This window comes from Novosphingobium sp. SG919, from assembly GCF_012932495.1.
Lineage (GTDB): Bacteria > Pseudomonadota > Alphaproteobacteria > Sphingomonadales > Sphingomonadaceae > Novosphingobium > Novosphingobium rhizosphaerae.
The window spans coordinates 283,604-309,102 of record NZ_JABCNG010000002.1; the positions used below are offsets into that span (position 1 = coordinate 283,604).

Genomic DNA, 25,499 nt, shown 5'->3' on the forward strand with positions numbered 1-25,499 from the left:
ATGGAACGCAACCTGCCCATTCCCCGCAAGCTGGTCTTTGCCCTGATGGCTGTGGCGCTGACGGCCGCGCTGATGAGCGTGATCTTTGGTCTTAATATCGCGCAGATCAGCGCATCGGCCGAACGCAGTGACTACAGCCGCGGCGTTCACGCCGCATCCTTGACCCTGGAAACCGCGCTGCTGCGCCAGAACAGCCAGCTGCGCGGCTACCTGGTCACGGCCGATCCTTCGTATCTCAAGTCCTATTACGAAGGGCGCGACGATTACGACAAGGTGAGCCGCGAACTGGAAACCACGCTGACCGATCCGATCGAGCGTGATCTGGTGCTGCAATCGCGCGCGGCCACGCAGGCCTGGCGGAAGAACTGGGGCGACAAGTACGTGGAGGTGGTCAAGTCTGGCGACCAGATGGGCGCCCAGGCAGCGGTGCGCGCGGCGGGCAAGGCGGTGCTGGTGACCGATGCGGTCCTGCCGCTGCGCAAGCTGCGCGACATCCAGAGCGAAGCGATCGACGCCAACACCGCCAGCCAGGGCCGCGCCATCACGCTGGCCTGGGCGACGCTGGCGCTGGGCGGCATCCTGCTGATCGGGCTGCCGTTCTTCCTTTCGCGCATGCTGAGCCGGGCGATTGCCGCGCCGATCACCCTGCTGACCCAGACGATGAAGCAACTGGCGCAGGGCAACAACGAGATCGACATTCCCGATGCCGACCGCAGCGACGAGCTGGGCGAAATGGCCCGCGCGGTGGAAGTGTTCCGCGATGCCGCGCGCATGCGCGTGGCCGCGGTGCAGGATCGCGAGCGCGCCATGGCGTGCCTGGCCGAAGGGCTGCACGCGCTGGCCGACGCTGATCTGACCGTGCGGCTGGAAGGGTTGCCCGCCGATTTCCAGGAACTGGCCGACCACTTCAACCAGGCGCTGGGCCGGCTGGGCGCGGCAATGCGCACGGTCAAGGGCTCCATCGCCAGCATCAACAGCACGACCGGCGAGATCAAGCAGGCAACGATCGACCTTTCGAACCGCAGCGAGCGCCAGGCCGCCAATGTCCAGGCTTCGGCCACGGCCATGGCCGATATCACCCGCAAGGTGATGGAATATGCCGACCTGACGAGCAATGCCAACCAGGCCATGGCCGAGGCGCGCAGCGAAGCGGCGCGCGGGGGCGACGTGGTGGGCCGCGCCATTGCCGCGATGAGCGACGTGGACCAGGCAAGCCGCGAGATTGCCGAGATCATTACCCTGATCGACGGGATCGCGTTCCAGACCAACCTGCTGGCGCTGAACGCCGGGGTAGAAGCCGCGCGCGCCGGCGAGGCGGGCAAGGGCTTTGCCGTGGTGGCCAGCGAAGTGCGCGCCCTGGCGCAGCGCAGCGCCGAAGCCGCGCAGGAAATCAAGGCCCGCGTGGGCGCGGTGACCGAGCATGTGCGTTCGGGCTCTGAACTGGTGCATGATACGGGCGAATCGCTGCAGCGGATCATTGCCAAGGTCAGTGGCGTGGGCGGGGTGATTTCCGCCATTTCGGAAACCGCGACGCAGCAGTCTTCGGGCCTGAGCCAGATCAACACGGCAATCGGTTCGATGGACGGGATGACCCAGCAGAATGCGGCCATGGTGGAGGAAACCACTGCCGCCACCGAAAGCCTGGCGCGCGAAGTCAACATGCTGGCGCAATCGTTCGCCAGCTTCCGCATCGACGATGGCGCTGCGGGCGCACGCAGCGGGGGAAGCCACCTGCGCGCGGCGTGAGCGCGCGGCAACGCCGTGTTGCGCAATTGGCTACATGAGCCGGGGTTGGCGGGGCATAGCCTGATGCCACGATGCATGCGATCCCCGCCCGCCATCAGCGCCTGACCGGGCACCAGCGCCTGACCGGCCTGTCGCGCGTGGCATTTGGTGGCAACGGGATCAGTGATATCTACCAGAAGGCGCCTTGCCGCCTGCTGTTTCCCGATGCCGCGGCCGGCGAATTTCCCCTGGCCGTGAGCCTGACCACCAGCGGCGGCCTGACCGGCGGAGACCGCGTGGCAGTGCAGGTGGTGGTGGAGCCGGGGGCCTGCGGCACGGTGACCACGCAAGCGGCCGAAAAGCTCTATCGCGTGCTGCCCGAAGATCCCGACATTGCCGTGGAAACGCACCTGAGCGTGGGTGCGGGCGGGCGCTGCGAATGGCTGGGCCAGGAAGCCATCCTGTTTCAGGGCACGCGGCTGCGTCGCCGGCTGCAAGCCGATGTGGACGGCGATGGCGCCTTGCTGGCGGTCGAAACGCTCGTGCTGGGGCGCGGCGCCATGGGCGAGGCGTTTACCCAGGGGCTGGTTCACGATGCCTGGCATATCCGCCGCGATGGACGCCTGATCTGGGCCGATGCGCTGCACATGCACGGCGATGGCGCGGGGCAGGGCACGCTTTCCCGAGAACTGCCCCATGGGCTGGGCCAGGCCCGCGCGCTGGCCACGATGCTTTATGTGGGGCGCGATGCGGCCAGGCATCTCGATCTGGCGCGGAGCCTGGCGCCTGCGCCCCATGGTGGGGCCACCAGTTTCGATGGCATGCTGCTGCTGCGCTGGGCCGCGCCCGAGCCCCAGGCGCTGCGCGCGCAAGTGATGGCGGCGGCCTGCGCCATGCGCGCGGCGGTGTTCGGGCTGGCGCCGCGCCTGCCGGCGCTTTGGACCTGCTGAAAGGAACGCGATGCAACTGACCCCGCGCGAGAAGGACAAGCTGCTGGTGGCGATGGCCGCGATGGTGGCGCGCGGGCGGTTGCAGCGCGGGGTGAAGCTCAACCATCCCGAAGCCATCGCGCTGATCACCGAACACGTGGTGGAAGGCGCGCGCGATGGGCGCAGCGTGGCCGACCTGATGGCCAGCGGCGGCCACGTGCTGACGCGCGAGCAGGTCATGCCCGGCATTGCCGAGATGATCCACGACATCCAGGTGGAAGCGACTTTTCCCGACGGCACCAAGCTGGTGACCGTGCACAAGCCCATCCGGTGAAGGAACCCGTCATGATCCCCGGTGAAATCCTGTGCGCCGATGGCGAGATCGAGATCAACGCCGGGCGCCCGGTGCTGGTGCTGACGGTGGCCAACACCGGCGACCGGCCGATCCAGGTGGGCAGTCATTACCACTTTGCCGAAACCAACCCGGCGCTGGACTTCGATCGCGCGGCGGCGCGCGGGCACCGGCTGGATATCGCCAGCGGCACGGCGGTGCGGTTCGAGCCGGGCCAATCGCGCGACGTTGCCCTGATCCCCTATCAAGGCGCGCGCGTGGTCATCGGGTTTCGCGGCGCCGTGATGGGAGCGCTTTGACCATGGCCCTGCGCATGACCCGCGCCGCCTATGCCGGCATGTTTGGCCCGACCACGGGCGACCGCATCCGCCTGGGCGATTCCGCGCTGCTGATCCGGGTGGAGCAGGATTTCACCGTCTATGGCGAGGAAGTGAAATTCGGCGGCGGCAAGGTGATCCGCGATGGCATGGGGCAAAGCCAGATCACCCGGGCGCAGGGCGCGCCCGATACGGTGATCACCAATGCGGTGATCCTGGACCACTGGGGCGTGGTCAAGGCCGACGTGGCGCTGCGCGACGGGCGCATCCACGCCATCGGCAAGGCGGGGAATCCCGATACGCAGCCGGGCGTGACCATTCCGATCGGCCCGGGCACCGAGATCATCGCCGGGGAAGGGCGCATCCTCACCGCCGGCGGGGTTGACGCGCATATCCATTTCATCTGCCCGCAGCAGGTGGAAGAAGCGCTCAACGCCGGGATCACCACGATGCTGGGCGGCGGCACCGGCCCGGCGCACGGCACCCTGGCCACCACCTGCACCCCCGGCCCCTGGCATATCGGGCGGATGCTGCAGGCGCTGGAATCGCTGCCGATGAACTTCGGCCTGTTCGGCAAGGGCAATGCCAGCCAGCCCCAGGCGCTGGTGGAAATGGTCGAGGCAGGGGCCTGTGGCCTCAAACTGCACGAGGATTGGGGCACCACGCCCGCTGCCATCGACTGCTGCCTGACCGTGGCCGACGAACTGGATATCCAGGTCACGCTGCACACCGATACGCTCAACGAAAGCGGGTTTGTCGAAAGCACGATCGCCGCCTTTGCCGGGCGCACGATCCACGCGTTCCACACCGAAGGGGCAGGGGGCGGCCACGCGCCCGACATCATCCGCGTGGCGGGCCTGCCGAACGTTTTGCCCAGTTCGACCAATCCCACCCGGCCCTATACGGTCAACACGCTGGACGAGCATCTCGACATGCTGATGGTGTGCCACCACCTCGATCCGCGCATTGCCGAGGACGTGGCCTTTGCCGAAAGCCGCATTCGCCGCGAAACCATTGCCGCCGAAGACATCCTGCACGACCTGGGCGCGTTTTCGATGATGTCTTCGGATAGCCAGGCGATGGGCCGGGTGGGCGAAACCGTGATCCGCTGCTGGCAGACCGCGCACAAGATGAAAGTGCAGCGGGGCGCGCTGCCCGGCGATGGCGACGACGACAACCTGCGTGCGCGCCGCTATATCGCCAAGTATACGATCAACCCGGCGATTGCCCATGGCATTGCCCATGTCGTCGGCTCGGTCGAAGTGGGCAAGCTGGCCGATCTGGTGCTGTGGTCGCCCGCGTTCTTTGCCGCCAAGCCCGACATGGTGATCAAGGGCGGTTCCATCGCCACTGCGCCGATGGGCGATCCCAATGCATCGATCCCCACGCCGCAGCCGGTGCATTACCGCCCGATGTTCGGCGCGCTGGGCCGGGCGGGGGTGCAATCCTCGCTGCATTTCGTTTCGGCCGCCGGCATTGCCGGGGGCATGGCGCAGCGGCTGGGGCTGGAGCGTCCACTGGAAGCGGTGCGCAACACGCGCGGCGGCATTTCCAAGGCGAGCATGATCCACAACAACGCCATGCCGCATATCGAGGTGGACCCGGAAACCTATGAAGTGCGCGCCGACGGCGAATTGCTGACGTGCGAGCCGGCCGCCGAACTGCCCTTTGCCCAACGCTATTTCCTGTTCTGAAAGCGACCATGACCGAGCCCCTCATCGCCCGTGACGTGCTTCCCGCCGGAAGCTGGGATGCCGCCAGCGCGGCCGATGTCATCGTGCTGGATTATGACGCGCGGCATCGCCGCCGCTTCCGCTATGTTGCGGCGGGGGGCACCGATTTCGTGCTCGACCTGGCGCGGGCCACGGTGCTGGCCCATGGCGACGGGCTCATGCTGTCGGACGGGCGCGTGGTGCGCGTGGAAGCCGTGCCCGAGGCGCTGATGGAAGTGCGCGCGGCGAGCCCGATCGCGCTGTTGCGGCTGGCCTGGCACATCGGCAACCGCCATCTGCCCGCGCAAATCCATGCCGGGTGCATCCTGCTGCGCCGCGATGGTGTGATCCTCGACATGCTGCGTGGGCTTGGCGCGCAAGTGGACCTGATCGAGGCGCCGTTCACGCCCGAAGGGGGCGCCTATGCCGGGGAGCATGGCCACGATCATGGCCACGCATCCCACGATCATGATCACGGGCATGATCACGGGCATGGCCACGACCATGATCACGGCCATCATCACAGTCATGGCCATGGGCACCACCACGATCATGCTCACTGAACCGGCACTGCACCTGCTGCTGGCGTGGACATCGCCCTCGCTGCCGATCGGCGGCTATACCTATAGCCACGGGCTGGAAACGGCAGTGGACGATGGCCGGGTGCGGTCCTGGGGCGATCTGGTCGGCTATGTCGATGCGGTGATCGCGCGCGGGGGCGGCTGGGTGGATGCGGTGCTGCTTGCCCAGGCGATGCGCGTGGCGCATGACGATGCCGCGTTCGATGCCCTGGCCGACCTGGCCGCCGCGTTTCGTGCCAGCAGCGAAACCGCGCTGGAAAGCCGCCAGCAGGGCGCGGCGTTCCTGGCCGTGGTGCGCAAGGCCTGGCCCCATCCCGCGCTGGACGACTATGCCGCGCGGCGGGGGGATTGGCCGCACGCCCACGCCACCGTCTTTGCGCTCGCCGCCGCTGCGCACGGGGTAGACGAAGGCGCCGCGGTGCACGGTTTCCTGCATGCCACTGCCGCCAACCTGGTTTCGGCCGGGGTGCGGCTGGTGCCGCTGGGCCAGACCGACGGGCAATTGGCCATGGCCGAGCTTGCCCGCCGCATCGGCCCGATCGCGGCGGCGGCGCGCGCCTGCCCGCTCGAAGATCTCGGCACCGCGACCCCGGCCCTCGAACTCTGCTCGTTCCATCACGAAACGCTCTACACAAGGCTGTTCCGCTCATGATTTCCCACAACGGACCTTTACGCGTCGGCATTGGTGGCCCGGTCGGCTCGGGCAAGACGGCGCTGACCGATCGGCTGTGCAAGGCGATGCGCGACCACTGGAACATCGCGGCGATCACCAACGACATCTACACCCGCGAGGATGCCGAATTCCTCACCCGTTCGGGCGCGCTGGTGCCCGAGCGGATCATGGGGGTGGAAACCGGGGGATGCCCGCACACCGCCATTCGCGAGGATGCCAGCATCAACCTGGCCGCGGTCGATGAAATGGCGCGCCGCTTTCCCGGCCTGGAACTGATCTTCATCGAAAGCGGGGGCGACAACCTCGCCGCCACGTTCAGCCCGGAACTGGCCGATATCACGATCTACGTGATCGACGTTTCGGCCGGCGACAAGATTCCGCGCAAGGGCGGCCCCGGCATCACGCGATCCGATCTGCTGGTGATCAACAAGATCGACCTGGCGCCGCTGGTGGGGGCTGACCTGGGCGTGATGGACCGCGACGCCAAGCTGATGCGCCGCGAGCGGCCGTTCCTGTTCACCAATCTCAAGGAATGCGTGGGCCTGCCCGAGATCATCCAGTTCATCGTCAAGACCGGCGGCCTGCCCGAAAGGATCCGTGCATGAAACGCTTGCCCGCAAATGCCGCCCTTGTTGCCATTGGTGCGCTGCTCACCCTGACAGCATTGCCCGGCACGGCGCTGGCCCATCCCGGCCATGGTGCCGGCGGCGGGTTGGTGGCGGGGCTGCTGCACCCTTTGACCGGGGCCGATCACCTGGCGGCGATGCTGCTGGCCGGGGCCTGGGCCGGGATCATCGGCGGGCGCGCGGCGCGGGTGCTGCCGGTTACGCTGCTGGCCGCGATGCTGGGCGGCTTTGTCACCGCCGCGCTCGTGCCGGCGGGGCTGGCCGAAGTGATGATCGGGTCAAGCGTTGTCGGGCTGGCGCTGGCCGCGCTGTTGCGCCTGCGCCCGCCATTGTGGCTGGCTGCGGCCGGGGTGGCGCTGGCCGGGCTGGGCCATGGCTTTGCCCATGGGCTGGAAGCACCGGGCGGCGTGGCGCGGATCGGCTTCGTGTTTGGCTTCCTCGCCACGGCAGCAGCGTTGCAGATGGCGGGGCTGGGCGTGGTGGCGCTGGCGCGCCGGGCCTTGCCCCTGCGCCGCGCGGTGTGGCACAAGGCGCGTTGATGATGCACCGTTTTTCCCCGGTTTCCGCTTTTGCCGTGGCTCTTTGCGCCACGGCTGTTTCGCCCGCCATGGCGAAATCCGATCCAGCCGCTGCCCGCGCGGCGATCGATGCCCAGTTCGCCAAGGACTGGCCCGATCTCCAGGCGCTCTATCAGGACTTGCACAGCCACCCCGAAACCGCCTTTCGCGAAACGCGGACGGCCGATGTCTTGGCCAAGCAGCTCAAGGCCATGGGCGTGGATGTTACCACGGGCGTGGGCAAGACCGGCATCGTCGGCGTGATCCGCAACGGCGCGGGGCCGGTGGTGTTGCTGCGCACCGAGCTGGACGCGCTGCCGATGGAGGAAAAGACCGGCCTGCCCTTTGCCAGCCGCGCGCAGCAGACCGATGCGGATGGCAAGACCACGTTTGTCGATCATGCCTGTGGCCACGATATCCACATGGCCTGGTGGATCGGCACGGCGCGTGCGCTCCTGGCCATGAAGGCGCGCTGGCATGGCACCGTGATCCTGGTCGGGCAGCCGGCCGAGGAAGTGGTTTCGGGGGCCAAGGCGATGCTGGCCGATGGGCTCTATACCCGCTTTCCCCAGCCCGATTTCGCGTTCGGCGCCCATGTCGGCCCGTCGCCGGCGGGGGAAGTGACGATCAAGCAGGGCTTCACCACCTCGGCCAGCGATGCCGTGCACGTCACGTTCCATGGGGTGGGCGCGCATGGCTCGATGCCCGACAAGAGCATCGATCCCGTGGTAATGGGCGCGCGTTTCGTGGAAGACGTGCAGACCGTGATCAGCCGCCAGAAAGACCCGATGAAATTCGGCGTGGTGACGGTGGGATCGTTCCATGCCGGCACGGCGGCCAATATCATTCCCGATACGGCTGACCTTGGCCTGACGCTGCGGTCCTATGATCCGGCCGTGCGCGATGGGCTGCTCAAGGGCGTCAAGACCACGGCCGAGGCAGTGGCGATGATGTCGGGCGCGCCCGCGCCCGATGTGATGCACTTGCACGGCACCGGATCGGTAATCAACGAGCCGGCGCTGGGTGCACAGGCCGCTGCCACGCTGACCGCCGCGCTGGGCAAGGATCGCGTGGTGCTGATCCCGGCGAGCGAGCCGGGCTGGACCGCGAGCGAGGACTTTTCCGAATTCGCCCAAGGTGGCAAGGTGCGCTCGGTCTATTTCAGCATCGGTGGCACCAGCGCTGCGATGGCGGCGCAATACAAGGCGCAAGGCAAGCCGGTGCCGGTGAACCATTCCCCGTTCTTTGCGCCCGATCCGGCGATCAGCATCAAGACCGGGGTGGAAACCCTGACTCTCGCCACGCTGATAGTGGCGGGGAAATAACGCGCGTTATGGCTGCCCGCAGTGGCAGCCGGCGGCGTAGAACGCATGCGTGGCCGCCTGCGTCTGCGCGATCCGTGCCGTGTCGGGCGGGGTGGCAGCGCGCGCGGCGCGGGCCTGGGCGACGAGGCGGGCGGCCAATGCGGCTTCGTCCAGCCCGGTAACCTGGCCATCGCGCACCACGGCGCGGCCGCCGACCAGCAGGTGGGCGACATCGGCGCGCGTTGCCCGCGCCAGGAGCCAGGCGGGATCGGCGGGCCAGCCGTGCCCGATCCAGTCTTGCGCCACGCGCCGCCTGTCGATCAGCAGCATATCGGCCGGGGCGCCGGGGGCGAGGCGCCCGCCGCCATCGTCTGGCCCCAGGATCGCGGCGCGCCCGCCCGACCAGGCCGCGTGCAGCACAGCCTGCGTGCCGGGCAGGGCCACCGGGCCGCGGGCGTCCCGATCGGGCTGGCCCAGCAGCAAGTGCGCGAGGCGGATTTCGCGCAGCATGTCGGCATCGTCGTCAAGCCCCATGCCATCGAGGCCCAGGGCCAGGTCCACGCCGGCCTGGGCGATCTGGGCCAGCGGCGGCAGGCCTGAACGCAAGCGCAAGTTGGACGAGACGTTGACCGAAACGGTTACCCCGCGTGCAGCAAGCAGGGCCAGTTCGTCTGCCCGCAGCCACACCCCGTGCGCCACGGTCAGGCGCGGGGAAAGCAGGCCGATGGCGTCCAGCCAGGGCACGAAGCCTTGCGGGAAATGGGCATCGGCCCATTCGCGTTGCAGCCGCGTTTCGAGCAGATGGGTGTGCACGCGGCGCCCGCTGGCGGCCGATGCGGCGGCAATCGCCACCAGCGTGGCCGGCTGCGCCCATTGCGGCGCCACGGGGTGATAGTGCAGGGCAAAGGTATCGTGTTCCAGTGCCTGCGCGCGCTCGAACAGCGCCATGTTGGTGGCGCAGGAGCGCAAGCCCTGGTCCATCGTGGCAATCGCCGCGCGGCGTTCGGGCGGGAAAAACCGCGCCAGTTCGGCATGATCGCCATAGACCAGCGGATTGGCATCGAAGAACGGCCAGCCGAATGCGACGCGAACGCCGGTGTCGCGCGCGGCGCGGGAAACCGCCTCGGCCTCGTCGAGCAGGGCGGCGCCGTTTTGTGTGTTGTGGCAATGATAGACGGCGGCAACGCCCGATCCGGCCAGGCGCGCGAGGGCCAGGGCGGCCGTGTCATAGGCATCGACGCGCGGCTGGCGCGCCAGGTCGATCATCCAGTGTTCGAGCGGCGCATCGGCCACCCCGCAGGCGAGCGTGGCGAGGCCACGGCCATGATCGTGCGCATTGGCCAGCGCGGGCATGGCCACCAGCGCGGCTTCGGCAGTGGTCAGGCCTGACGGGTCGCACGGCGCCAGCGCGGCGATGCGGCCATCGCCGCCGATGGTGATGGCATGGGCGCCCAGCGGCGGCGCATCGGCAGCGGGCAGCACCGCGCCCACATGCCAGGTCGATCCGTGCATCGCGTTTCCTTCCTGTTGCCGCCCGCCTGCTCTACGCGGTGCGACCCACACTTGCCAGCGATGCGAAGTGCTGGTTGGGCCATGGGGTGTTTCGCGCTTGCGAACACCAGCGCCGATGGCACGCTGTTGCACAAGAATAGCAACACTCCGGTTCGATTCTTGCAATGGCGGCCGGGCGGTTTGTGAATCACCTTGTTGGTGAGCCAAGGCCTGCTTGGGGAGAACACCAAGGCACGATCGGGGAGCCGCAGGGCGCAATGGCGCCACGGCTGCCCTGCCGCCAAATGGCGGCCGGCCGCAATCCTTGCCCAGGCAAGGCGCGGAACGGACGAGGGCTGTGGGAGGCAAGAAGCATAACAAGAGGGATAAGCATTATGTCGCACAGTCTTTCGTTGCCCGCCGGCCGTGGCCGGTTGCGCCGCAGCGCCCTGATCCTGATCGCGAGCGTGGCGCCGTTCGCGCTGGATGCAGGCATCGCCCACGCCGCCGATGCGGTGCCGGCCCCCGCAGATGCTGCCAGCGATGCGACCGGGGAAATCGTGGTTTCGGCACAGCGCCGCGACGAAACGCTGAGCAAGGTGCCGCTGTCGATCGCCGCCTATTCGCAAAAGGAAATGGACGTCCAGGGCGTGCGCAGCATCGATGACATCGCGCGCATCACCCCGGCCCTGCAGTTTTCCACCACGTCTGGCGTGGCTGGCAACAACGGCACGAACATCGCCATTCGCGGCCTTAAGTCAGACGTGGGTTCCTCGACCACCGCGATCTATATCGACGATACGCCGATCCAGATCCGCAACATCGGCTATTACGGCGGCAACCCCTATCCGCGCATTTTCGATCTGGAGCGCGTGGAAGTGCTGCGTGGGCCGCAGGGCACGCTGTTCGGCGCGAGTTCCGAAGGCGGCGCGGTGCGTTTCATCACCCCTTCGCCCAGCTTCGACAAGACCAGCATCTATGGCCGCAGCCAGGTTTCGTTCACCGACCACGGATCGCCCAGCTATGAAGGCGGGCTGGCCGTGGGCGCGCCGCTGACCGATACGCTCGCGTTCCGCGCCAGCGGCTGGTACCAGCGCCAGGGCGGCTATATCGACCAGGTGACCCAGGGCACGGACAACGTCAAAGCCAAGGATATCAACTGGCAGAGCAACATGGTGGGCCGCGTGGCCCTGGCGTGGAAGCCCACCGACACGCTGACCATCACGCCCAAGGTGTTCTACCAATACTTGAGCCAGAACGCGCGCGACGATTTCTGGGAAGGCTATGGCAACGCCAAGGACGGCGATTACCACAGCGGCGTCTACCAGACCGAGCCGACCCGCGACCGCCTGCTGATGCCCTCGCTGACGGCGGAACTGAAGCTGGGCACCGTCACGATCGCGTCCAACACCTCGTACCTCAAGCGCGAGCAGTACCAGACGCTCGACTATTCGACGTATTTCTCCACCCTGCGTTCGGGTTCGCCCTTCGGGACATATGCGAACAAGGACATCACCAACATGGAGGATTACCTCACGCTCAAGCAGCGGAATTTCTCGCAGGAACTGCGGGCCTATTCGGCCAACAATCCGCTGATCGACTGGAGCGCCGGGGTATTCTACACCCACAGCCAGCAGGACTTTTCCAACTTCACCTCGTCGGGCCGCATTCCCGGCGTCCTAGTCAGCGGTTTCCAGCAGTATGACAACCGCTATAGCCTGGTGGATATCATCACCTCCAAGGACGACCAGTACGCCGCCTTTGCCAGCGTGGACGTGAAGCCCACCGACAAGCTGACGCTGACGGCCGCGCTGCGCTATACCAAAGTCGATTTCACGTTCGACGAGACCAAGGACGGCCCGACCAATGGCGGTTCGCGCACCCAGGTGATCACCAAGACGAGCGAAGGCGCCTGGACGCCCAAGTTTGCTGCCAAGTACCAGGTCGATGACAATGCGATGCTCTATGCCTCGGCCAGCAAGGGCTTCCGCCCGGCCGGCGCGCAGCCCAGCACGCTGCCCGAGCGTTGCGCCGGCGACCTGACGGCCCTGGGCCTGACGACCAGCACGGTGCCGACCAGCTTTGAATCGGACTCGCTGTGGTCCTACGAAGCGGGCACCAAGGGGCGTCTGCTTGGCGGCAAGGTGGCGTTCGATGTCAGCGGCTATATCGTCAACTGGAAGAACATCCAGCAGGCGGTGCGCCTCAACTGCGGCTTCTCCTACGTGTCGAACCTGGGCGATGCCAATGGCAAGGGCCTGGAACTCTCGCTCGACGTGCGCCCGGTCACCGGGCTCTCGCTGGGCGGCAACACCGGCTATACCAACGTGCACTATGCCGATGACGTGACGATCAAGAACGGCACGGTGCTGCTGCGCGCTGCCGGCGAACGGATCAGCGGGCCGCTGTGGTCGGGCCATGCCTATGGCAACTATGAAGCGCCGATCACGGGGGAAATCTCGGGCTATGCGCGGGTGGACTATACCTTCACCAGCGACGACACGATCCCTTCGGCGGTGGGCACGTTCGGCTATGACTCCTCGCTCTATGCCCTGCCGGGCCGCGACTATGTCCAGCTGCGCATGGGCCTGCGCAAGGGCGGGGTCGATCTCTCGCTGTTCGTCGACAACCTGACCAACTCGCGCGACCTGCTCTCGCGCGGGCACGACAGTTCCACCGGCACGCTGTTCTACGAACAGTCCTATCGTCCGCGCACGATCGGGCTGACCTTGCAATACCGCCAGTGATCGCAAATGCTGCGGAAAATGGGGGCCGGCGCGTGCCGGCCTCCTCTTTCCGCCCCCATTGAAAAAAGAGAAACGCTTTGTCGCACACCATCGCCCGGCAGCCGCCCGAACATCCCATCGATGGGCTGCTGCCGGGGTGGCAGGGCACCAGTCGCCAGGTGTTCACCCTGGTGTTGGTCTATGCCATCGGCCTGGGGTCGATGGCGATGGTCGGCATGCTTTCGCCGCTGACCGCCCTGGTCGCGCGCGATTTTTCGAGTGGTCCGGCCGCGATCGGCTGGACCATTTCGCTGTTTTCGCTGCCCGCCGCCATCACCTCCACCCTGGGGGGCGGGCTGGTCGATCGGCTGGGGCCGCGCCGCGTGCTGATCCTGGCACCGCTGCTGCTGGCCGTGGCGGACCTGGGCCTGGTGCAGGCGCGGGCATTGTGGCTGTTCGACCTGTCGATGGTCCTGGCCGGCATTGCCTATGTCGGCGTGCTCAATGGCGGGGCAGCCATGCTGATGACCACGCTGGGCGGCAGCCTGCGCGCGCGCGGCATGGCGCTGTGGGCGACATATGCCCCGGCGGGTTTTTCCGCCGGATTGCTGCTGGCCGCGTTGGTGGCGCAATGGGCGAGCTGGCGCCTGGCCTTTGCCGCCCACGGCGCGGTGATGCTGGCCTGCGTGGCTGGCGCCATGCTCCTGCCGCGCGTCGCCTCTGCCCCGCGAGATCTGGCCCGCTCACCACTGGCGCAATTGCGCGCCGGGGTGACCAATCCCGTGCTGTTGCTGCTGGCCCTGGCGGCCGCGCTGCCCAACATGGTTTCCTATGGCACCAGCCTGGTGGCGGCCGGCTGGCTGGCCAAGACGCATGGCGTTTCGCTGGCGGCGTCGGCGGGCATCGTGGCCGGGGCCAAGATCCTGGCGGTGCTGGCGGGCAGCACGGTGACCGGCGCCTTGCTGGCGCGGGCGATGCGCCCCTTGCGCCTGTTTGCCGCGATGGCCGCCGTGGGCGTGCTGGCGCAGGCGCTGCTGTTCGTGCCGGCCAGCCCGCTGGCAGCGGCGGTGGCCGGGCTGATGGGCTGGGTCTTTGCCTTTGGTGCGCTTTCGGGCGTGTGCATGGCGCTGTTGCCGCGCGTCGCGGAGCGGGCCGGCGGGGCGGGCCTGGGGGCGGGCATCGTCAACCAGTTCGTCTCGCTCGCCTCGTTCCTCACGCCCGCGATCTATTTCGGGCTGGGGAGCTGGCATGCGTGGATCGCGGTGGCTGCCGGCGCCCTGCTGCTGAGCCTGGCCGCGCTGCGCCACGCCGGGCGCCTGTCGGAAGGCGAACTCTCCGCCTGATTTTTCAGACGGCGGTATCGCCACCGTCGAGCGGGATCGTCGCGCCGGTGACATAGCTGGCGGCGTCTGACAGCAGCCAGGCCATGGCGGCGGCGACTTCTTCGGCACTGCCATGGCGGCGCAGCGGAATGCGCGCGTCGATCGCGGCGCGCGCGCCCTGGGGATCGGGCTGTGCGCGCCAGAAGTCCTGGGTTTGCGGGGTTTCCACCCAGCCGGGCAGCACCAGGTTGACGCGCACGCCCTGTGGCCCCAGCTCTGCCGCCAGGCTGCGCAGCAGGCCGGCGAGGCCCGCCTTGGTCGCCTGATAGGCATGGCTTTGCGCCTGCCCGCGCAAAGTGGCAGTGGACGATACCAGGATGAGGCTGCCGCGGCTTTGCGTCAGCAGCCCTTGCGCCGCCTGCGCCGCCAGGAACGGCAGGCGCAAGTTGATCGCGGCGGCGCGGTCCCAATCGCTTGCCTGCCAATCGGCGAGCGGCGCCCCGCCCATGGCTGAAGCGGCCACGACCAGGCCATCGAGCCGGCCCTGGCGCCGCGTGATCGTCTTGACCAGCGCGCGCGGTGCGGCCGGATCGGCCAGGTCCATCGGGTGGAACGCCACATTGGCCAAGGCTGGCGCGGCCGCAGCGGCGCCCGGTTCATCAGCCAGCCACACGGCGCTGTTGCTATCCGGGCCGCCAGCGGCCAGGAGCCGCGCCAGCGCGCCGCCCAGGCCCGCCGCACCGCCGATGATCGCATAAGTCTTCGTGGGCCTCGTCATGGGATCGCTGCTCCGCGCGCCAGAGGGGGAAGTGTTTCCTTTTCCGTCATCGCGCCCCGGCAAAACAGCGCAGGACCGGCAACGCCCCTGACCGAAAAAAGCAACCCCTGCATCGCGCTGCGCTTGGTAAGGAAACGCCATGAACGACGCCGCCTCTCTTGCCCCGCTGGACCAAAGCGACCCTCGTGCCATGCGCCGGGCCATTCGCGATGGGCGGTTCACCGGCTTTACCAACCTGGTGGCGCGGGGGCATGTGCAGGGCAACCTGATCGCCGTGCCCGCCGCCTATGCCGATGATTTCGAAGCCTATGCCCGCGCCAATCCCCAGGCGCTGCCGCTGCTGGGCCGGGGCGAGCCGGGGCGCCGCGACATGCCCGGCATTGCCGACGACCTGGATATCGCGCGCGATACCGGCGGCTACATGGTGTTTCGCGATGGCGAACTGGTCGACACGCCGCGCGATGCCAGCACGCATTGGCGCGACGATCTCGTGCCGTTCGTGATCGGCTGTTCGTTTTCGTTCGAGGCGCTGTTGCAGCGTGCCGGCGTGCGCCTGCGCCATCTGGACGAGGGCGACGTTTCGGCGATGTACGAAACCACGCGCGAGACGGTGCCGGTCGGCCCGTTCGGCGGCAAGCTGATCGTGTCGATGCGCGCGCTGACCCCGGCCGACGCGATCCGCGCCACGCTGGTTTCCGCGCGCCATCCCGGCTTTCACGGGGCGCCGGTATCGCTCGGCCTGCCCGAAGACCTGGGCATTGCCAGCCTGGAAGACAGCTATGGCGGGCACGGCATGAAACGTGTTCTGCCCGGCGAACTGCCGGTGTTCTGGGCCTGCGGCGCCACGGGCCAGAATGCGCTGCGCGCCGCGCGCCTGCCGCTCGCCATCACCCATTACAAGGCCCACATGGTCATCACCGACCTGCCTTTGCCAGAGGACATGCCATCATGAACCTTGAAGAAGCCGTCGCGCATTATGACGAGCACGGCTATGTCGTGCTGCCGGGCCTGCTGGAAGGGCCGGTGCTGGACCAGTTGCGCGCGCTGACCGATACGGTGGAAGCGGCGGCGGCCGAGGTGGCCGACGACAACGCCTGGTACGATTTCTCCACTGATCTTGACGGCAACCGCACGGTGCAGCGCATCAAGAAGCCCAACCGCATCGATCCCTTCTATGCCGCGCTGGCCGGAAACGAGGCGATCATGGCGCTGGCCGAGCGGCTGATCGGCCCGATGATCCGGTTGAACCACACCAAGATCAACATGAAGTCCGCCAAGGGTGGCGACGCGCTGGAATGGCACCAGGACTGGGCCTTTGCCCCGCACACCCACATGGGCACCACGGTCGCCTCGATCCTGATCGATGGCGCCAGCGCCGCCAATGGCGCGATGCAGGTCATCCCCGGCAGCCACAAGGGGCCGCTGATCGACCATCACGACGATGAAGGCTATTTCGTGGGCGCGGTGCTGGCCGATGCGATCGATCCGGCCAAGGCGGTGCTGCTCGAAGGCCCTCCGGGCACGGTCAGCTTTCACCATCCCATGACGCTGCATGGGTCGAGCGTGAACCTGTCGGGCGATCCGCGCCGCATCCTGTTCTATGAATATGCCGCCAGCGACGCGTTTCCGCTGTTCTACAAGGTGGATTGGGACGAATACGATTCGCGCATCGTGCGTGGCCCATCGACCAGCGACGTGCGGTTCGAACAGAACTATGTGAAGCTGCCGTTCCCCAGCCGCGCGGGCAGCTCGATCTACAAGATCCAGGCCGGTTCCAACCGCCGCTACTTCGCCGAAGCGCAATGAGTATCGCAACCGGGAGCATCGCTTTTGTTACCGGCGCCAGTGCCGGCACGGGGCGCGAAATCGCGCTGGCGCTGGCCGGCGAGGGGCACGACGTGGCCGTGCTGGGCCGGCGCACCGCCGCGCTCGATGACCTGGTGGGCGAGATCGAGGGACTGGGCCGCCGCGCCCTGGCGCTGACCGCCGATGTGCGCGATGCCGGCCAGTTGGCGGCCGCGCTCGATGGGCTGCTGGCGTGGAGCGGCGGGCGGGTGGACGTGGTGGTCAATGCCGCCGGCACCACCGGACCGCTCTCGCCACCGATCGGGCAGTATAGCCTCGAAGACTTCGACAGCACCGTCGCGACAAACCTGCGTGCGCCGTTCATCGTGCTCAGCCGGCTCTTGCCGGTGATGCGCGCGGCGGGCCAGGGCCGGATCATCATGATCGGCGGCAACCACGGGATGCGCGGCCGCGCCGGGCGATCGAGCTACAGCGCCTCGAAGTGGGGCCTGCGCGGCCTTGCCCGCAGCGCTGCGCTGGAAGCCGGGCCCGACGGGGTGACGGTAAACTATATCGCGCCCGGCCCGATTGCCATTCCACGCATGAAAGCGGCGTGGAAAGCCCAGGCGGAAGCGGGCGGGGTGAGTGAGGAGGAAGCCCTGCGCGCCTATGTGGCGAACATGGGCATTCCGCTGGGCAAACCCAGCGAAGCACAGGATATTGTCGCCATGGTGCTCTATCTGGCCGGGCCGGGCGGGCGCAATATCACGGGGCAGGAACTGGTGATCGACGGCGGCGCCACCGTATTGTGAGTGCGAGGTAAAAAGCCCCCCGGATGGCGATCATCCGGGGGGCTTTCCATGCGACCCGTCAGGCGCGGGTTTTCAGAACAGATCGAAGTATTCGCGGTGTTCCCAATCGGTGACCGTGGCGTTGTAGCGGGCCACTTCGGCATGCTTGATGCGGGCAAAGTGATCGACGAAGCCGCTGCCAAGCCCTTCACGTAGCGTGGCGCTCTGTTCCAGCGCGGGCAGGGCGCTTTCCAGGCTGGTGGGCAGCAGCGGAGCGGGCGCCTGGTAGGGGCTGTCCACCGCCGGGGGCGGCAGGGCGCCGGCTTCTATGCCGGCCAGGCCCGAAACCATCTGCGAGGCTAGGTAGAGATAGGGATTGGCCGCTGGCTCCCCCACGCGGTTTTCGATGCGGGTGGCGCCGGGGCTGCCTTTGGCCAGCACGCGCAGCATGGCGCCGCGATTGTCCTGTCCCCAGGCGATGCGATCGGGCGCCAGCGAGTTGGCGCGATAGCGCTTGTAGCCGTTGATCGTGGGGGTGGTGAGCGGCATCGCGGCGGCGGCGTGATCGAGCAGGCCGGCGAGGTAATGCTGCCCCAGCGCCGAAAGGCCGGGCTGGCCATCGCCTTGGGCAAAGGCGTTTCGCCCGCTGGCGCTATCAACCAGCGACTGGTGCAAGTGCCACCCGCTGGACATCGCCTGGGGCAGGGCGGGGCGGCACATGAAGCTGGCGTGATGGCCATGGCGGCGCGCCACCTGCTTGGCCGTGGTGCGGAACAGGATCATCGCATCGGCCGAGGCGATGCCTTGCTGCACGCCGAACACGAATTCCACCTGGGACGGGCCGAATTCCAGCTCCATCGAAGTGAGCGGCAGATCCAGCGCGGCGCAAGCTTCGCGCAGCACATCGAGGATCGGCTCGATCGTGTCGTAGCGCTGCTCGGTGAGATAGGCATAGCCCTGGTGCGTCAGCGCGACATCGGGCGGCGTGCCGGGCTGGCCGGCGTCATCGGGCGCAAGGCGCGGATCGACCAGGCGGGTGAGGTGGAATTCCACTTCCAGCCCGCTCATGAACGCCAGGCCGCGCTGGCCAAGGCGCGCCACCGCATCGCGGGCGATGCGGCGCGGGCACCAGGGGTAGGGCGTGCCATCGGCAAAGAACAGGTCGCCCAGCATCCAGGCCGTGCCCGGCGCCCAGGGCAGGAGCTTGAGACTGAGCGGATCGGGCACCATGACCAGATCGCCCGCGCCCTGGAGATCGGCCCGGCCGATGCCCGCGCCCGCCGCAAAGACCGGCACCACGGTGCGGTGCGACGTGTCTTTCAGCAGCAGGCTGGAGGTGATCGACAGGCCCTGTTCCAGCGCGCCGGGCAGGGCGGCGGCCATCACCGTCTTGCCGCGCACGATCCCGTGCAGATCGGGAAAGCCCAGGCGCACCGAATGGACCCCGGCATCGGCCAGGCGGCGCGGCAGGTCGGCCGCGGCGGCCGCCTGCTCTTCGCTCCACAGCCCGTGGGCCAAGACGAACCCGTTCATGGCGCGCCCACTCATAGCGCCAATGCGGGCACGGTCCAGGTCGCCTCGGCGCGCAGCCGTTCGACCGCGTCGCGCCAATAGGCCTCGGGCGCCGTGCCGCCGGGCGCCACCCCGTCGATCGTGGCCGGGCCGGCGCCGGCATTGCTTTCGCCCAGTGGCGGCAGGGCCAGCGGCGTTTCGCCCTTCTGCACTTTCTTGATCTGGTTGATCAGCATGACGCGATAGGCGACGATCGCCTTGTCCGACGTGCCCAGATGCTCGCGCGTGCGGTCCTGGATGCGGCCCTGGCTTTCCACCGCCCACTGATCGTGCACGTTGATGTCTTCGCCCATGCCGGTGAAGGTGCGCGTCTTCTGCTCGGCCACGTCGAAGCCCCAGTTGTTGTGGCGGCCCACGCGCGGCATGTAATCGGGCAGGGTATAGAGTTGCAGGCGCTGTTCGCGCATCAGCGGCTTGTCCACCGGCTCGGCAAAACTGGTGAACATGGCATACCAATAGCAGCTCTCGTCATCGATCGGCACGTGCCACTGCGTGATCGTCATGGTGGACGAAAGCGGGATGACGAAAGCCTGCGGGAACAGCACGTTGGTGACGCGCACGTGGGTGTCGCCGCCATCGAGGTGGCGCAGCGTGGTGATGCGCAGGCCGCAATCGCTGGGGGTGACGGCGATATCGGGGCAATCGTACTCGCGCAGCACCTTGGTCATCGGCAGGTCGCTGTCGGTCGAATGGGCGCGGAACTGCTTGCCATAGTTGGCGTCGGCCTCGGCATCCTCGAAATAGCGGTGGAGGAAGCTGGCGTGGGCCGGGTCCATGCCCACTTCCAGCGCCTGGAGCCAGTTGCAGTCGAGATAGCCCTTAAACGAGAAGACATGGCTATCGGGCGCGGCCAGGCAATCGAGCGCGGGCAGGGCCGGGGCCTGCCCATCGGCGTCGAGCGGGCCGAACCAGCCGAAGATGGTGCCGCCCACTTCGCGCACCGGATAGGCGCGCTGCTTGATGCGCTTGCAGAAGCTGCTGCCCTTGGGCTCTGCCGGGGTTTCCAGGCACGCGCCGTTCACATCGAACAGCCAGCCGTGGAACGGGCAGCGCACGCCGCCGTCTTCCAGCCGGCCGAACGCCAGGTCCGCGCCGCGATGCGGGCAATCGCGGTCGATCAGGCCAAGGCGCCCGTCTTCATCGCGAAACAGCACCAGGTCCTGGCCCAGCACCTTGATCGCCTTGAGCGGGCGCTCGCCTTGCAGCTCTTCGCTGATCGCCACGGGCTGCCAGTATTGGCGCAGCAGATCGCCCAGCGGCGTGGCGGGGCCGGAGAGCGTGATGAACTTGTTCTGTTCGGGCGTCATGGGGAGGCCTCTTGTTGGAATGCCCCACATTTGCCCCGGATGGCGCGGCGCGGGTGTTGCCCCTTTGGCAGCGCCGCGTTGCGCGATGTGCCACGTTTGGGCAACGCTTGCCGGATTGCACAGCGGCGCCCGCATCGGCTAGCACCGGCACCACCATTTCAGCCCCAGCCCGAAGGCCTTGCCCCATGCCCCGCACCCTGTCTGCCATCGCCATTTTCTGCGGATCGAACGTGGGGGAGGGGGAAGCCTATAAAGAGGCCGCTGCCGCATTGGGCAGCGCGCTGGCCCGGCGGGGCATCGCCGTGGTCTATGGCGGCACGCACAAGGGCCTGATGGGCATTCTGGCCGATGCGGCGCTGGCCGGCGGCGGGCGGGTGCATGGCGTGATCACCCAGCGCCTGCACGACAAGGGGCACCTGCACCCGGCCTTGAGCGAAAGCGAGATCGTCAATGGCATGCGCGCGCGCAAGGAGCGGATGCTCGATCTGGCCGATGCCTGCATCGCCCTGCCCGGCGGCATCGGCACCGCCGAGGAATTCATGGAAGCCTGGACGCTCAACCAGTTGGGCGACGTGGACAAGCCGGTCGGCCTGCTCAATGTCGATGGCTATTACGACAGCTTCATGGGCTTTATCGACACGATGATCGCGCGCAAGTTCCTGCCCGCCGCGCACCGCGAAGGCATCGCGCTCGATCCCGCGCCCGAGGCGCTGATCGACAAGCTGGCGGTGTTCGAAAAGCCCACCGTGCAGAAGTGGATGTGAAAAAACGCGGGGCGAATGGCTGATAAGCCGTCCGCCCCGCACCTTCAGACTCGTCTCCCACGCGTCAATCGGTGGCGATCCAGAGGGACTTGGTTTCCAGGTGTTCCTCCAGGTGGTTCTTGCCATATTCGCGGCCCATGCCGCTGGCCTTCATCCCGCCCGATGGCACCGCCGGGTCGATCGCGTTGTAGCAGTTGACCCAGACCGACCCGGCGCGCAGGCGGCGGCCCAGGCGATGGGCGCGGCCCACGTTGCCGGTCCACACGCCCGCGCCCAGGCCGAAGGGCGTGGCATTGGCGCGGGTCACCACTTCCTCTTCGCTGTCGAACGGCAGCACCGCCAGGATCGGGCCGAAGATTTCCTCGCGCACCGCGCGCATCGTATCGGTCGCGCCCGAAAGCACCGTGGGCGGGAAGAAGAACCCTTGGGCAAAGGCCCCTTCGCTCAGCCGCACGCCGCCGCAGACCGCGCCTGCGCCTTCCGCCAGGGCATCGTCCATATGGCCGGTCACGCGCGCCAACTGGCGGGCGGAGACCAGTGGGCCCAGGTCCGTTGCCGGATCGATCCCGTTGCCCAGGCGCAGGGCGCCGGCATGATGGGCCACGGCAGCGGCGAAATCATCGGCCACGCCGCGTTCCACGAAGAGGCGCGTGCCGGCGCTGCATACCTGGCCCGAATTGGCAAAGGCGGCGACCACCGCCATGCGCGCGGCCTTGTCGAGATCGGCATCGGCAAAGACGATGTTGGGCGATTTGCCGCCCAGTTCCAGGCTGATCCGCTTGAGGCTGCCGGCGGCCGAGGCCATGATCGCCCGGCCGGTGGCGTCCGATCCGGTAAAGGCGATCTTGTCCACGCCGGGATGCGCGGCCAGCGCCGCGCCCGCTTCGCCGCCAAGGCCCGTCACCACGTTGAACACGCCCGGCGGCACGCCCGCTTCCAGCGCCAGCTTGCCCAGCAGCAGCGGGGAGAGCGAGGCGTCCTCCGCCGGCTTGAGCACGAGGGTGCAGCCGGTGGCGAGCACGGGGCCGAGCTTGAGAATGCTGGCCCACAGCGGCCCGTTCCACGGAATGATCGCCGCGCAGACCCCGACCGGTTCCTTCACCGTGCAGGCGAACATAGCGGGATTGGAAGGGGTTGCGGTCACGCCCTCGATCCCGCGCGCCATGCCGGCGTAATAGCGCAACAGGTCAGTCAGCATCGCCACGCTGCCGCGCGTGTGGCGGATCGGCGAACCCATGTCGAGCGTGTCGAGCAGGGCGAAGTCTTCCGCGTGGGCGGCGACCAGATCGGCCAGCCGCAGCAATAGCGCCTGGCGCTCGGTCGGGGAGAAGCGCGGCCAGGGGCCGGAATCGAATGCCGCGCGCGCCGCCGCCACGGCGCGATCCACGTCGGCGGCCTGGCCGCGCGCAAAATCGGCAAGGTGTTCGCCCGTGGCCGGGTTGTGCGAGGGCAGGGTCTGGCCATCGGCGGAGGGCACGAAGGCCCCGTCGATCAACAGGCCCAGCGGAGTGCCGGTGAGGAAGGGATGCGGGGCCATGGGCTGGTCAGTCCTTGATGGTGAAGGAGATCGACTGGGCGCCTTCCCACAGCGTCTGCTTGCCGAGCTTGGCGAGGTTTTCGTTGCCTTCGATGATCGTCATGAAGTGGATGCCGGCGAGCGGCCCCAGCTTGCTGGCAAAGGCCACGCCGCCATAGGCGAGCAGGATTTCGGTTTCGCTGTAGCCGCCGGGATAGAAGATGAATTCGCCGGGCGCGGGATAGCGCGTGGGGTTTTCCCAGGGCAGGTCATAGACCGTGTTGCCCATCGGGATCCACACGCCTTCGCCGCTCCAGCGCACGTGGATGACCTTTTCATCATAGGGCATCATCGCCTTGAAGCGGGCGCAGGTGACGGGCGCCAGTTCCTCTTCCAGGCGGGCGGTGAAGGCATAGGGGCCAGCCTTGATGGCAACCAAGGTCATGAAAAACTCCGCGAAAACAGGGGAATATCAGGCAGCCGCGTGGAGGCGGGCAAAGCCGCGTTCAAGATCGGCGATAAGGTCGTCCACCTCTTCCAGCCCGACATGCAGGCGCAGGCTGGGGCCGGGCGCTTCCCACGTCACTTCCGAACGCAGGTCTGACGGATAAGTGGGCACCACCAGGCTTTCATAGCCGCCCCAGCTGTAGCCCAGCTTGAACAGGTCCATGTGATCGAGCATCGCGGCAAACTGCCTATCGGTGCAGGCGTTGAGCACCACGCCGAACAGGCCCGAGGCGCCATCGTAATCGCGCTTCCAGATCGCATGGCCGGGATCATCGGGCAGGGCGGGATACATCACTTGCGCCACTTCGGGCCGGGCCTGCAGCCACTGCGCCACGGCCAGCGCCGAGGCATGGTGCTGCTTCATCCGCAGCGGCAGGGTGCGCAGGCCGCGCAGGGCCATGTAGATGTCGTCGGGCCCGCCGCAATAGCCACTGCCCGAGGCGGTCTTCTTGACCGGGATGAACGCTTCCTCGGTGCAGACCGCCACGCCCAGCATCAGGTCGGAATGGCCCGAGATATATTTGGTGGCGGCGTTGATCGACACGTCGACGCCGTGTTCGAGCGGGCGGAAATTGACCGGGCTGCTCCAGGTGTTGTCGAACACGGTCTTGATCCCGCGCGCGCGGGCCACGGCAGTGATGGCCGAAACGTCGGTCATCTCGAACGTCAGCGAGCCGGGGCTTTCCATGTAGATCACGCGGGTGTTGGGCTTGATCAGGGCTTCTATCCCCGCGCCGATCGAGGGGCGGTAATAGGTCACGTCCACGCCGAATTTCTTGAGGAATTCCTCGCAGAACGCGCGCGCCGGGCCATAGAGGCTGTCCACGATCAGGAGGTGATCGCCGGCCGAGAGGAACGCGGTGAGCGCGGCGCAGATCGCACCCAGCCCGCAACTGGTGGTGACGGCGCGATAGCCGCCTTCGAGCAGGGTGATGGCATCCTCGAACGCGCGGGTCGTGGCGGTGCCTTCGCGCCCATAGGTAAAGCCGACATAGGCGCCCGAGGCGCGGTCGCGCCGCGTTTCCAGCAACTGTTCCACGCTGTCGAACAGCACCGTGGAGCAGTGATAGACCGGCGGATTGACCACGCCGAAGTTGGCCGCCGGATCGCGCCCGGCGTGCAGGGTCTGCGTGCCGCGGCCAAAGCGCGAAAGATCGATGGTCATCTTGGTTCAGGCTCCTTCAGAGTATCGTTCCGGCGTCGACGACGATGTCCTGCCCGGTCATCATGCGCCCGCCGGGGCCAAGCAGGTGCAGCACGGCGCGGGCAACATCGTCCTCGCCCACCAGGCGGCCCAGCGCGGTGGACTGGACAAAGCGGTTGTAGGGTGCGTCGGGCGCTTCGCCATTGCGCTCCGCCGATTGGCGGAACAGGCGGCGCAGGCGTTCGCCGTCGATGCCGCCCGGCGATACCATGTTGACGCGCACGCCGTGCGGCGCGCCATCGAGCGCGGCCGAGCGCACCAGCCCGCGCACGGCCCATTTCGAGGCGGCATAGATGCCCTGGCCGGCCACGCCCTTGTGTCCATAGGTGCCGCCGATCACCACGACCTGGCCGCCGGCGCGCGCCACCATGGCCGGCATGGCCGCGCCCAGTGCGTTGATCACGCCCAGCACGTTGATATCGAAGCAGTGACGATAGGCGGCCTCGCCATTTTCCCAGATCGGGGCCTTGCCGCTGCTGACGCCCGCGGCGCAGACCAGCGCATCGACCGGCCCCAAGTCTTGCGCGATGGCGGCAAAGGTGGCGGCGAGCGCGGCGGCGTCGGTCACGTCTGCGGCATAGGCGCGGGCGGCGGTGCCCACGCTGGCCTGCGCGGCGGCACCGGTGGCGGCATCACGCCCGATCAGCGCCACGCGCGCGCCTTGGGCGACCAGGGCATGGGCCAGCGCCAGGCCGAGCCCGCGCGTGCCGCCGGTGAGGGCGATGATCTGCCCTGCCAGGGTTCCGGCCAAAGGCCCGGCTTGCCCGTTGTTGCCTGTCATGCTGCGCCCGTGCTTGTGGTGATGGTGTGCAGTTTATGGACTAGCCGGTGGGGGGTGGTGCGCCAAGGTGATGTTTCGGCAGCGGGGGAGTACCAAAAAAACAACGCTCAGGGGCCAAGTGTTGCCTTAGTCATACCATATGCCCGGCCGGCATGGTGGCGCTGCCTGCGCGCCCTGCC

The 25,499-nt window shown here is 67.8% G+C and carries 24 protein-coding genes; 16 read left to right on the forward strand and 8 right to left on the reverse strand.

Going from position 1 to position 25,499, the window contains the following annotated elements:
* The 10 genes from FHT19_RS11380 (at window position 1) to FHT19_RS11425 (ending at window position 8,797) form a co-directional block, all read left to right on the forward strand.
* Entirely contained in the window at window positions 1-1,746 is a 1,746-nt protein-coding gene (locus tag FHT19_RS11380; protein WP_169475210.1) for a methyl-accepting chemotaxis protein, read from the forward strand.
* Between the two features lie 71 nt (window positions 1,747-1,817).
* Complete coding sequence (locus FHT19_RS11385; RefSeq protein ID WP_169475211.1) at window positions 1,818-2,675, forward strand: urease accessory protein UreD; 858 nt, start codon at window positions 1,818-1,820, stop codon at window positions 2,673-2,675.
* A gap of 10 nt (window positions 2,676-2,685) precedes the next feature.
* Window positions 2,686-2,988 carry an urease subunit gamma gene (locus FHT19_RS11390; RefSeq protein ID WP_168557483.1) on the forward strand — a complete coding sequence of 101 codons (303 nt, stop codon included), beginning with the start codon at window positions 2,686-2,688 and terminating at the stop codon, window positions 2,986-2,988.
* Between the two features lie 11 nt (window positions 2,989-2,999).
* Window positions 3,000-3,305 carry an urease subunit beta gene (locus FHT19_RS11395; RefSeq protein WP_169475212.1) on the forward strand — a complete coding sequence of 102 codons (306 nt, stop codon included), beginning with the start codon at window positions 3,000-3,002 and terminating at the stop codon, window positions 3,303-3,305.
* Between the two features lie 2 nt (window positions 3,306-3,307).
* The gene (gene ureC / locus FHT19_RS11400) at window positions 3,308-5,017 is read left to right on the forward strand and encodes an urease subunit alpha (RefSeq protein WP_169475213.1); all 1,710 of its coding nucleotides are present in this window, start codon (window positions 3,308-3,310) and stop codon (window positions 5,015-5,017) included.
* An 8-nt stretch (window positions 5,018-5,025) separates the two neighbouring features.
* On the forward strand, window positions 5,026-5,598 hold the full coding sequence (locus FHT19_RS11405) for an urease accessory protein UreE (RefSeq protein ID WP_169475214.1): 573 nt from the start codon (window positions 5,026-5,028) through the stop codon (window positions 5,596-5,598).
* Window positions 5,483-6,268, forward strand: a complete 786-nt coding sequence (locus tag FHT19_RS11410; protein ID WP_248290415.1) for an urease accessory UreF family protein — start codon at window positions 5,483-5,485, stop codon at window positions 6,266-6,268. Before FHT19_RS11405 ends, FHT19_RS11410 begins: the two co-directional genes overlap by 116 nt.
* Window positions 6,265-6,894, forward strand: a complete 630-nt coding sequence (gene ureG, locus FHT19_RS11415; protein ID WP_169475215.1) for an urease accessory protein UreG — start codon at window positions 6,265-6,267, stop codon at window positions 6,892-6,894. The genes FHT19_RS11410 and ureG overlap by 4 nt, the downstream gene beginning before the upstream one ends.
* Window positions 6,891-7,454: a HupE/UreJ family protein gene (locus tag FHT19_RS11420; protein WP_169475216.1), complete on the forward strand. Its 564-nt coding sequence runs from the start codon at window positions 6,891-6,893 to the stop codon at window positions 7,452-7,454. The genes ureG and FHT19_RS11420 overlap by 4 nt, the downstream gene beginning before the upstream one ends.
* Window positions 7,454-8,797: an amidohydrolase gene (locus tag FHT19_RS11425; RefSeq protein WP_248290416.1), complete on the forward strand. Its 1,344-nt coding sequence runs from the start codon at window positions 7,454-7,456 to the stop codon at window positions 8,795-8,797. Before FHT19_RS11420 ends, FHT19_RS11425 begins: the two co-directional genes overlap by 1 nt.
* 6 nt (window positions 8,798-8,803) lie before the next feature.
* Here FHT19_RS11425 and FHT19_RS11430 read toward each other — a convergent pair whose 3' ends face one another.
* Window positions 8,804-10,288 carry an amidohydrolase family protein gene (locus FHT19_RS11430; RefSeq protein ID WP_169475217.1) on the reverse strand — a complete coding sequence of 495 codons (1,485 nt, stop codon included), beginning with the start codon at window positions 10,286-10,288 and terminating at the stop codon, window positions 8,804-8,806.
* Window positions 10,289-10,662: 374 nt separating this feature from the next.
* On the opposite strand from FHT19_RS11430, the gene FHT19_RS11435 reads away from it, so the two are divergent.
* Both FHT19_RS11435 and FHT19_RS11440 read left to right on the forward strand, forming a co-directional pair.
* A complete protein-coding gene (locus FHT19_RS11435) occupies window positions 10,663-13,014 on the forward strand; it encodes a TonB-dependent receptor (RefSeq protein ID WP_248290417.1) in 2,352 nt (783 codons plus the stop codon).
* Between the two features lie 77 nt (window positions 13,015-13,091).
* On the forward strand, window positions 13,092-14,336 hold the full coding sequence (locus FHT19_RS11440; RefSeq protein WP_169475219.1) for an MFS transporter: 1,245 nt from the start codon (window positions 13,092-13,094) through the stop codon (window positions 14,334-14,336).
* A gap of 4 nt (window positions 14,337-14,340) precedes the next feature.
* On the opposite strand, the gene FHT19_RS11445 is transcribed toward FHT19_RS11440, so the two are convergent.
* Window positions 14,341-15,093 (reverse strand): SDR family oxidoreductase, encoded by a 753-nt coding sequence (locus tag FHT19_RS11445; protein WP_169475220.1) that lies wholly within the window; start codon window positions 15,091-15,093, stop codon window positions 14,341-14,343.
* 139 nt (window positions 15,094-15,232) lie between these two features.
* On the opposite strand from FHT19_RS11445, the gene FHT19_RS11450 reads away from it, so the two are divergent.
* From FHT19_RS11450 to FHT19_RS11460, 3 genes are read left to right on the forward strand one after another with little or no spacing between them, the layout of a single operon-like run.
* The gene (locus tag FHT19_RS11450; protein ID WP_169475221.1) at window positions 15,233-16,045 is read left to right on the forward strand and encodes a DUF1445 domain-containing protein; all 813 of its coding nucleotides are present in this window, start codon (window positions 15,233-15,235) and stop codon (window positions 16,043-16,045) included.
* Window positions 16,042-16,899, forward strand: a complete 858-nt coding sequence (locus FHT19_RS11455; protein ID WP_169475222.1) for a phytanoyl-CoA dioxygenase family protein — start codon at window positions 16,042-16,044, stop codon at window positions 16,897-16,899. Before FHT19_RS11450 ends, FHT19_RS11455 begins: the two co-directional genes overlap by 4 nt.
* Window positions 16,896-17,690: an SDR family NAD(P)-dependent oxidoreductase gene (locus tag FHT19_RS11460; RefSeq protein ID WP_169475223.1), complete on the forward strand. Its 795-nt coding sequence runs from the start codon at window positions 16,896-16,898 to the stop codon at window positions 17,688-17,690. Before FHT19_RS11455 ends, FHT19_RS11460 begins: the two co-directional genes overlap by 4 nt.
* A 72-nt stretch (window positions 17,691-17,762) precedes the next feature.
* Here FHT19_RS11460 and FHT19_RS11465 read toward each other — a convergent pair whose 3' ends face one another.
* Both FHT19_RS11465 and FHT19_RS11470 read right to left on the reverse strand, forming a co-directional pair.
* A complete protein-coding gene (locus FHT19_RS11465) occupies window positions 17,763-19,202 on the reverse strand; it encodes a glutamine synthetase family protein (RefSeq protein WP_211184892.1) in 1,440 nt (479 codons plus the stop codon).
* A gap of 11 nt (window positions 19,203-19,213) precedes the next feature.
* Entirely contained in the window at window positions 19,214-20,548 is a 1,335-nt protein-coding gene (locus FHT19_RS11470; RefSeq protein ID WP_168557467.1) for an aromatic ring-hydroxylating dioxygenase subunit alpha, read from the reverse strand.
* A 185-nt stretch (window positions 20,549-20,733) separates the two neighbouring features.
* Here FHT19_RS11470 and FHT19_RS11475 point away from each other — a divergent pair, with 185 nt between their 5' ends.
* On the forward strand, window positions 20,734-21,312 hold the full coding sequence (locus FHT19_RS11475; protein WP_169475225.1) for a TIGR00730 family Rossman fold protein: 579 nt from the start codon (window positions 20,734-20,736) through the stop codon (window positions 21,310-21,312).
* 64 nt (window positions 21,313-21,376) lie between these two features.
* On the opposite strand, the gene FHT19_RS11480 is transcribed toward FHT19_RS11475, so the two are convergent.
* Genes FHT19_RS11480 through FHT19_RS11495 form a run of 4 tightly spaced genes read right to left on the reverse strand, consistent with a single transcriptional unit; the run spans window position 21,377 to window position 25,320 of the window.
* Window positions 21,377-22,849 carry an aldehyde dehydrogenase family protein gene (locus FHT19_RS11480; RefSeq protein ID WP_169475226.1) on the reverse strand — a complete coding sequence of 491 codons (1,473 nt, stop codon included), beginning with the start codon at window positions 22,847-22,849 and terminating at the stop codon, window positions 21,377-21,379.
* A gap of 7 nt (window positions 22,850-22,856) precedes the next feature.
* Window positions 22,857-23,273, reverse strand: coding sequence for a DUF3830 family protein (locus FHT19_RS11485; RefSeq protein WP_169475227.1), 417 nt, complete (start codon window positions 23,271-23,273; stop codon window positions 22,857-22,859).
* A gap of 27 nt (window positions 23,274-23,300) precedes the next feature.
* On the reverse strand, window positions 23,301-24,500 hold the full coding sequence (gene metC / locus FHT19_RS11490; protein WP_169475228.1) for a cystathionine beta-lyase: 1,200 nt from the start codon (window positions 24,498-24,500) through the stop codon (window positions 23,301-23,303).
* 16 nt (window positions 24,501-24,516) lie between these two features.
* Window positions 24,517-25,320, reverse strand: coding sequence for an SDR family oxidoreductase (locus FHT19_RS11495; protein ID WP_169475229.1), 804 nt, complete (start codon window positions 25,318-25,320; stop codon window positions 24,517-24,519).
* Window positions 25,321-25,499 lie beyond the last annotated feature (179 nt).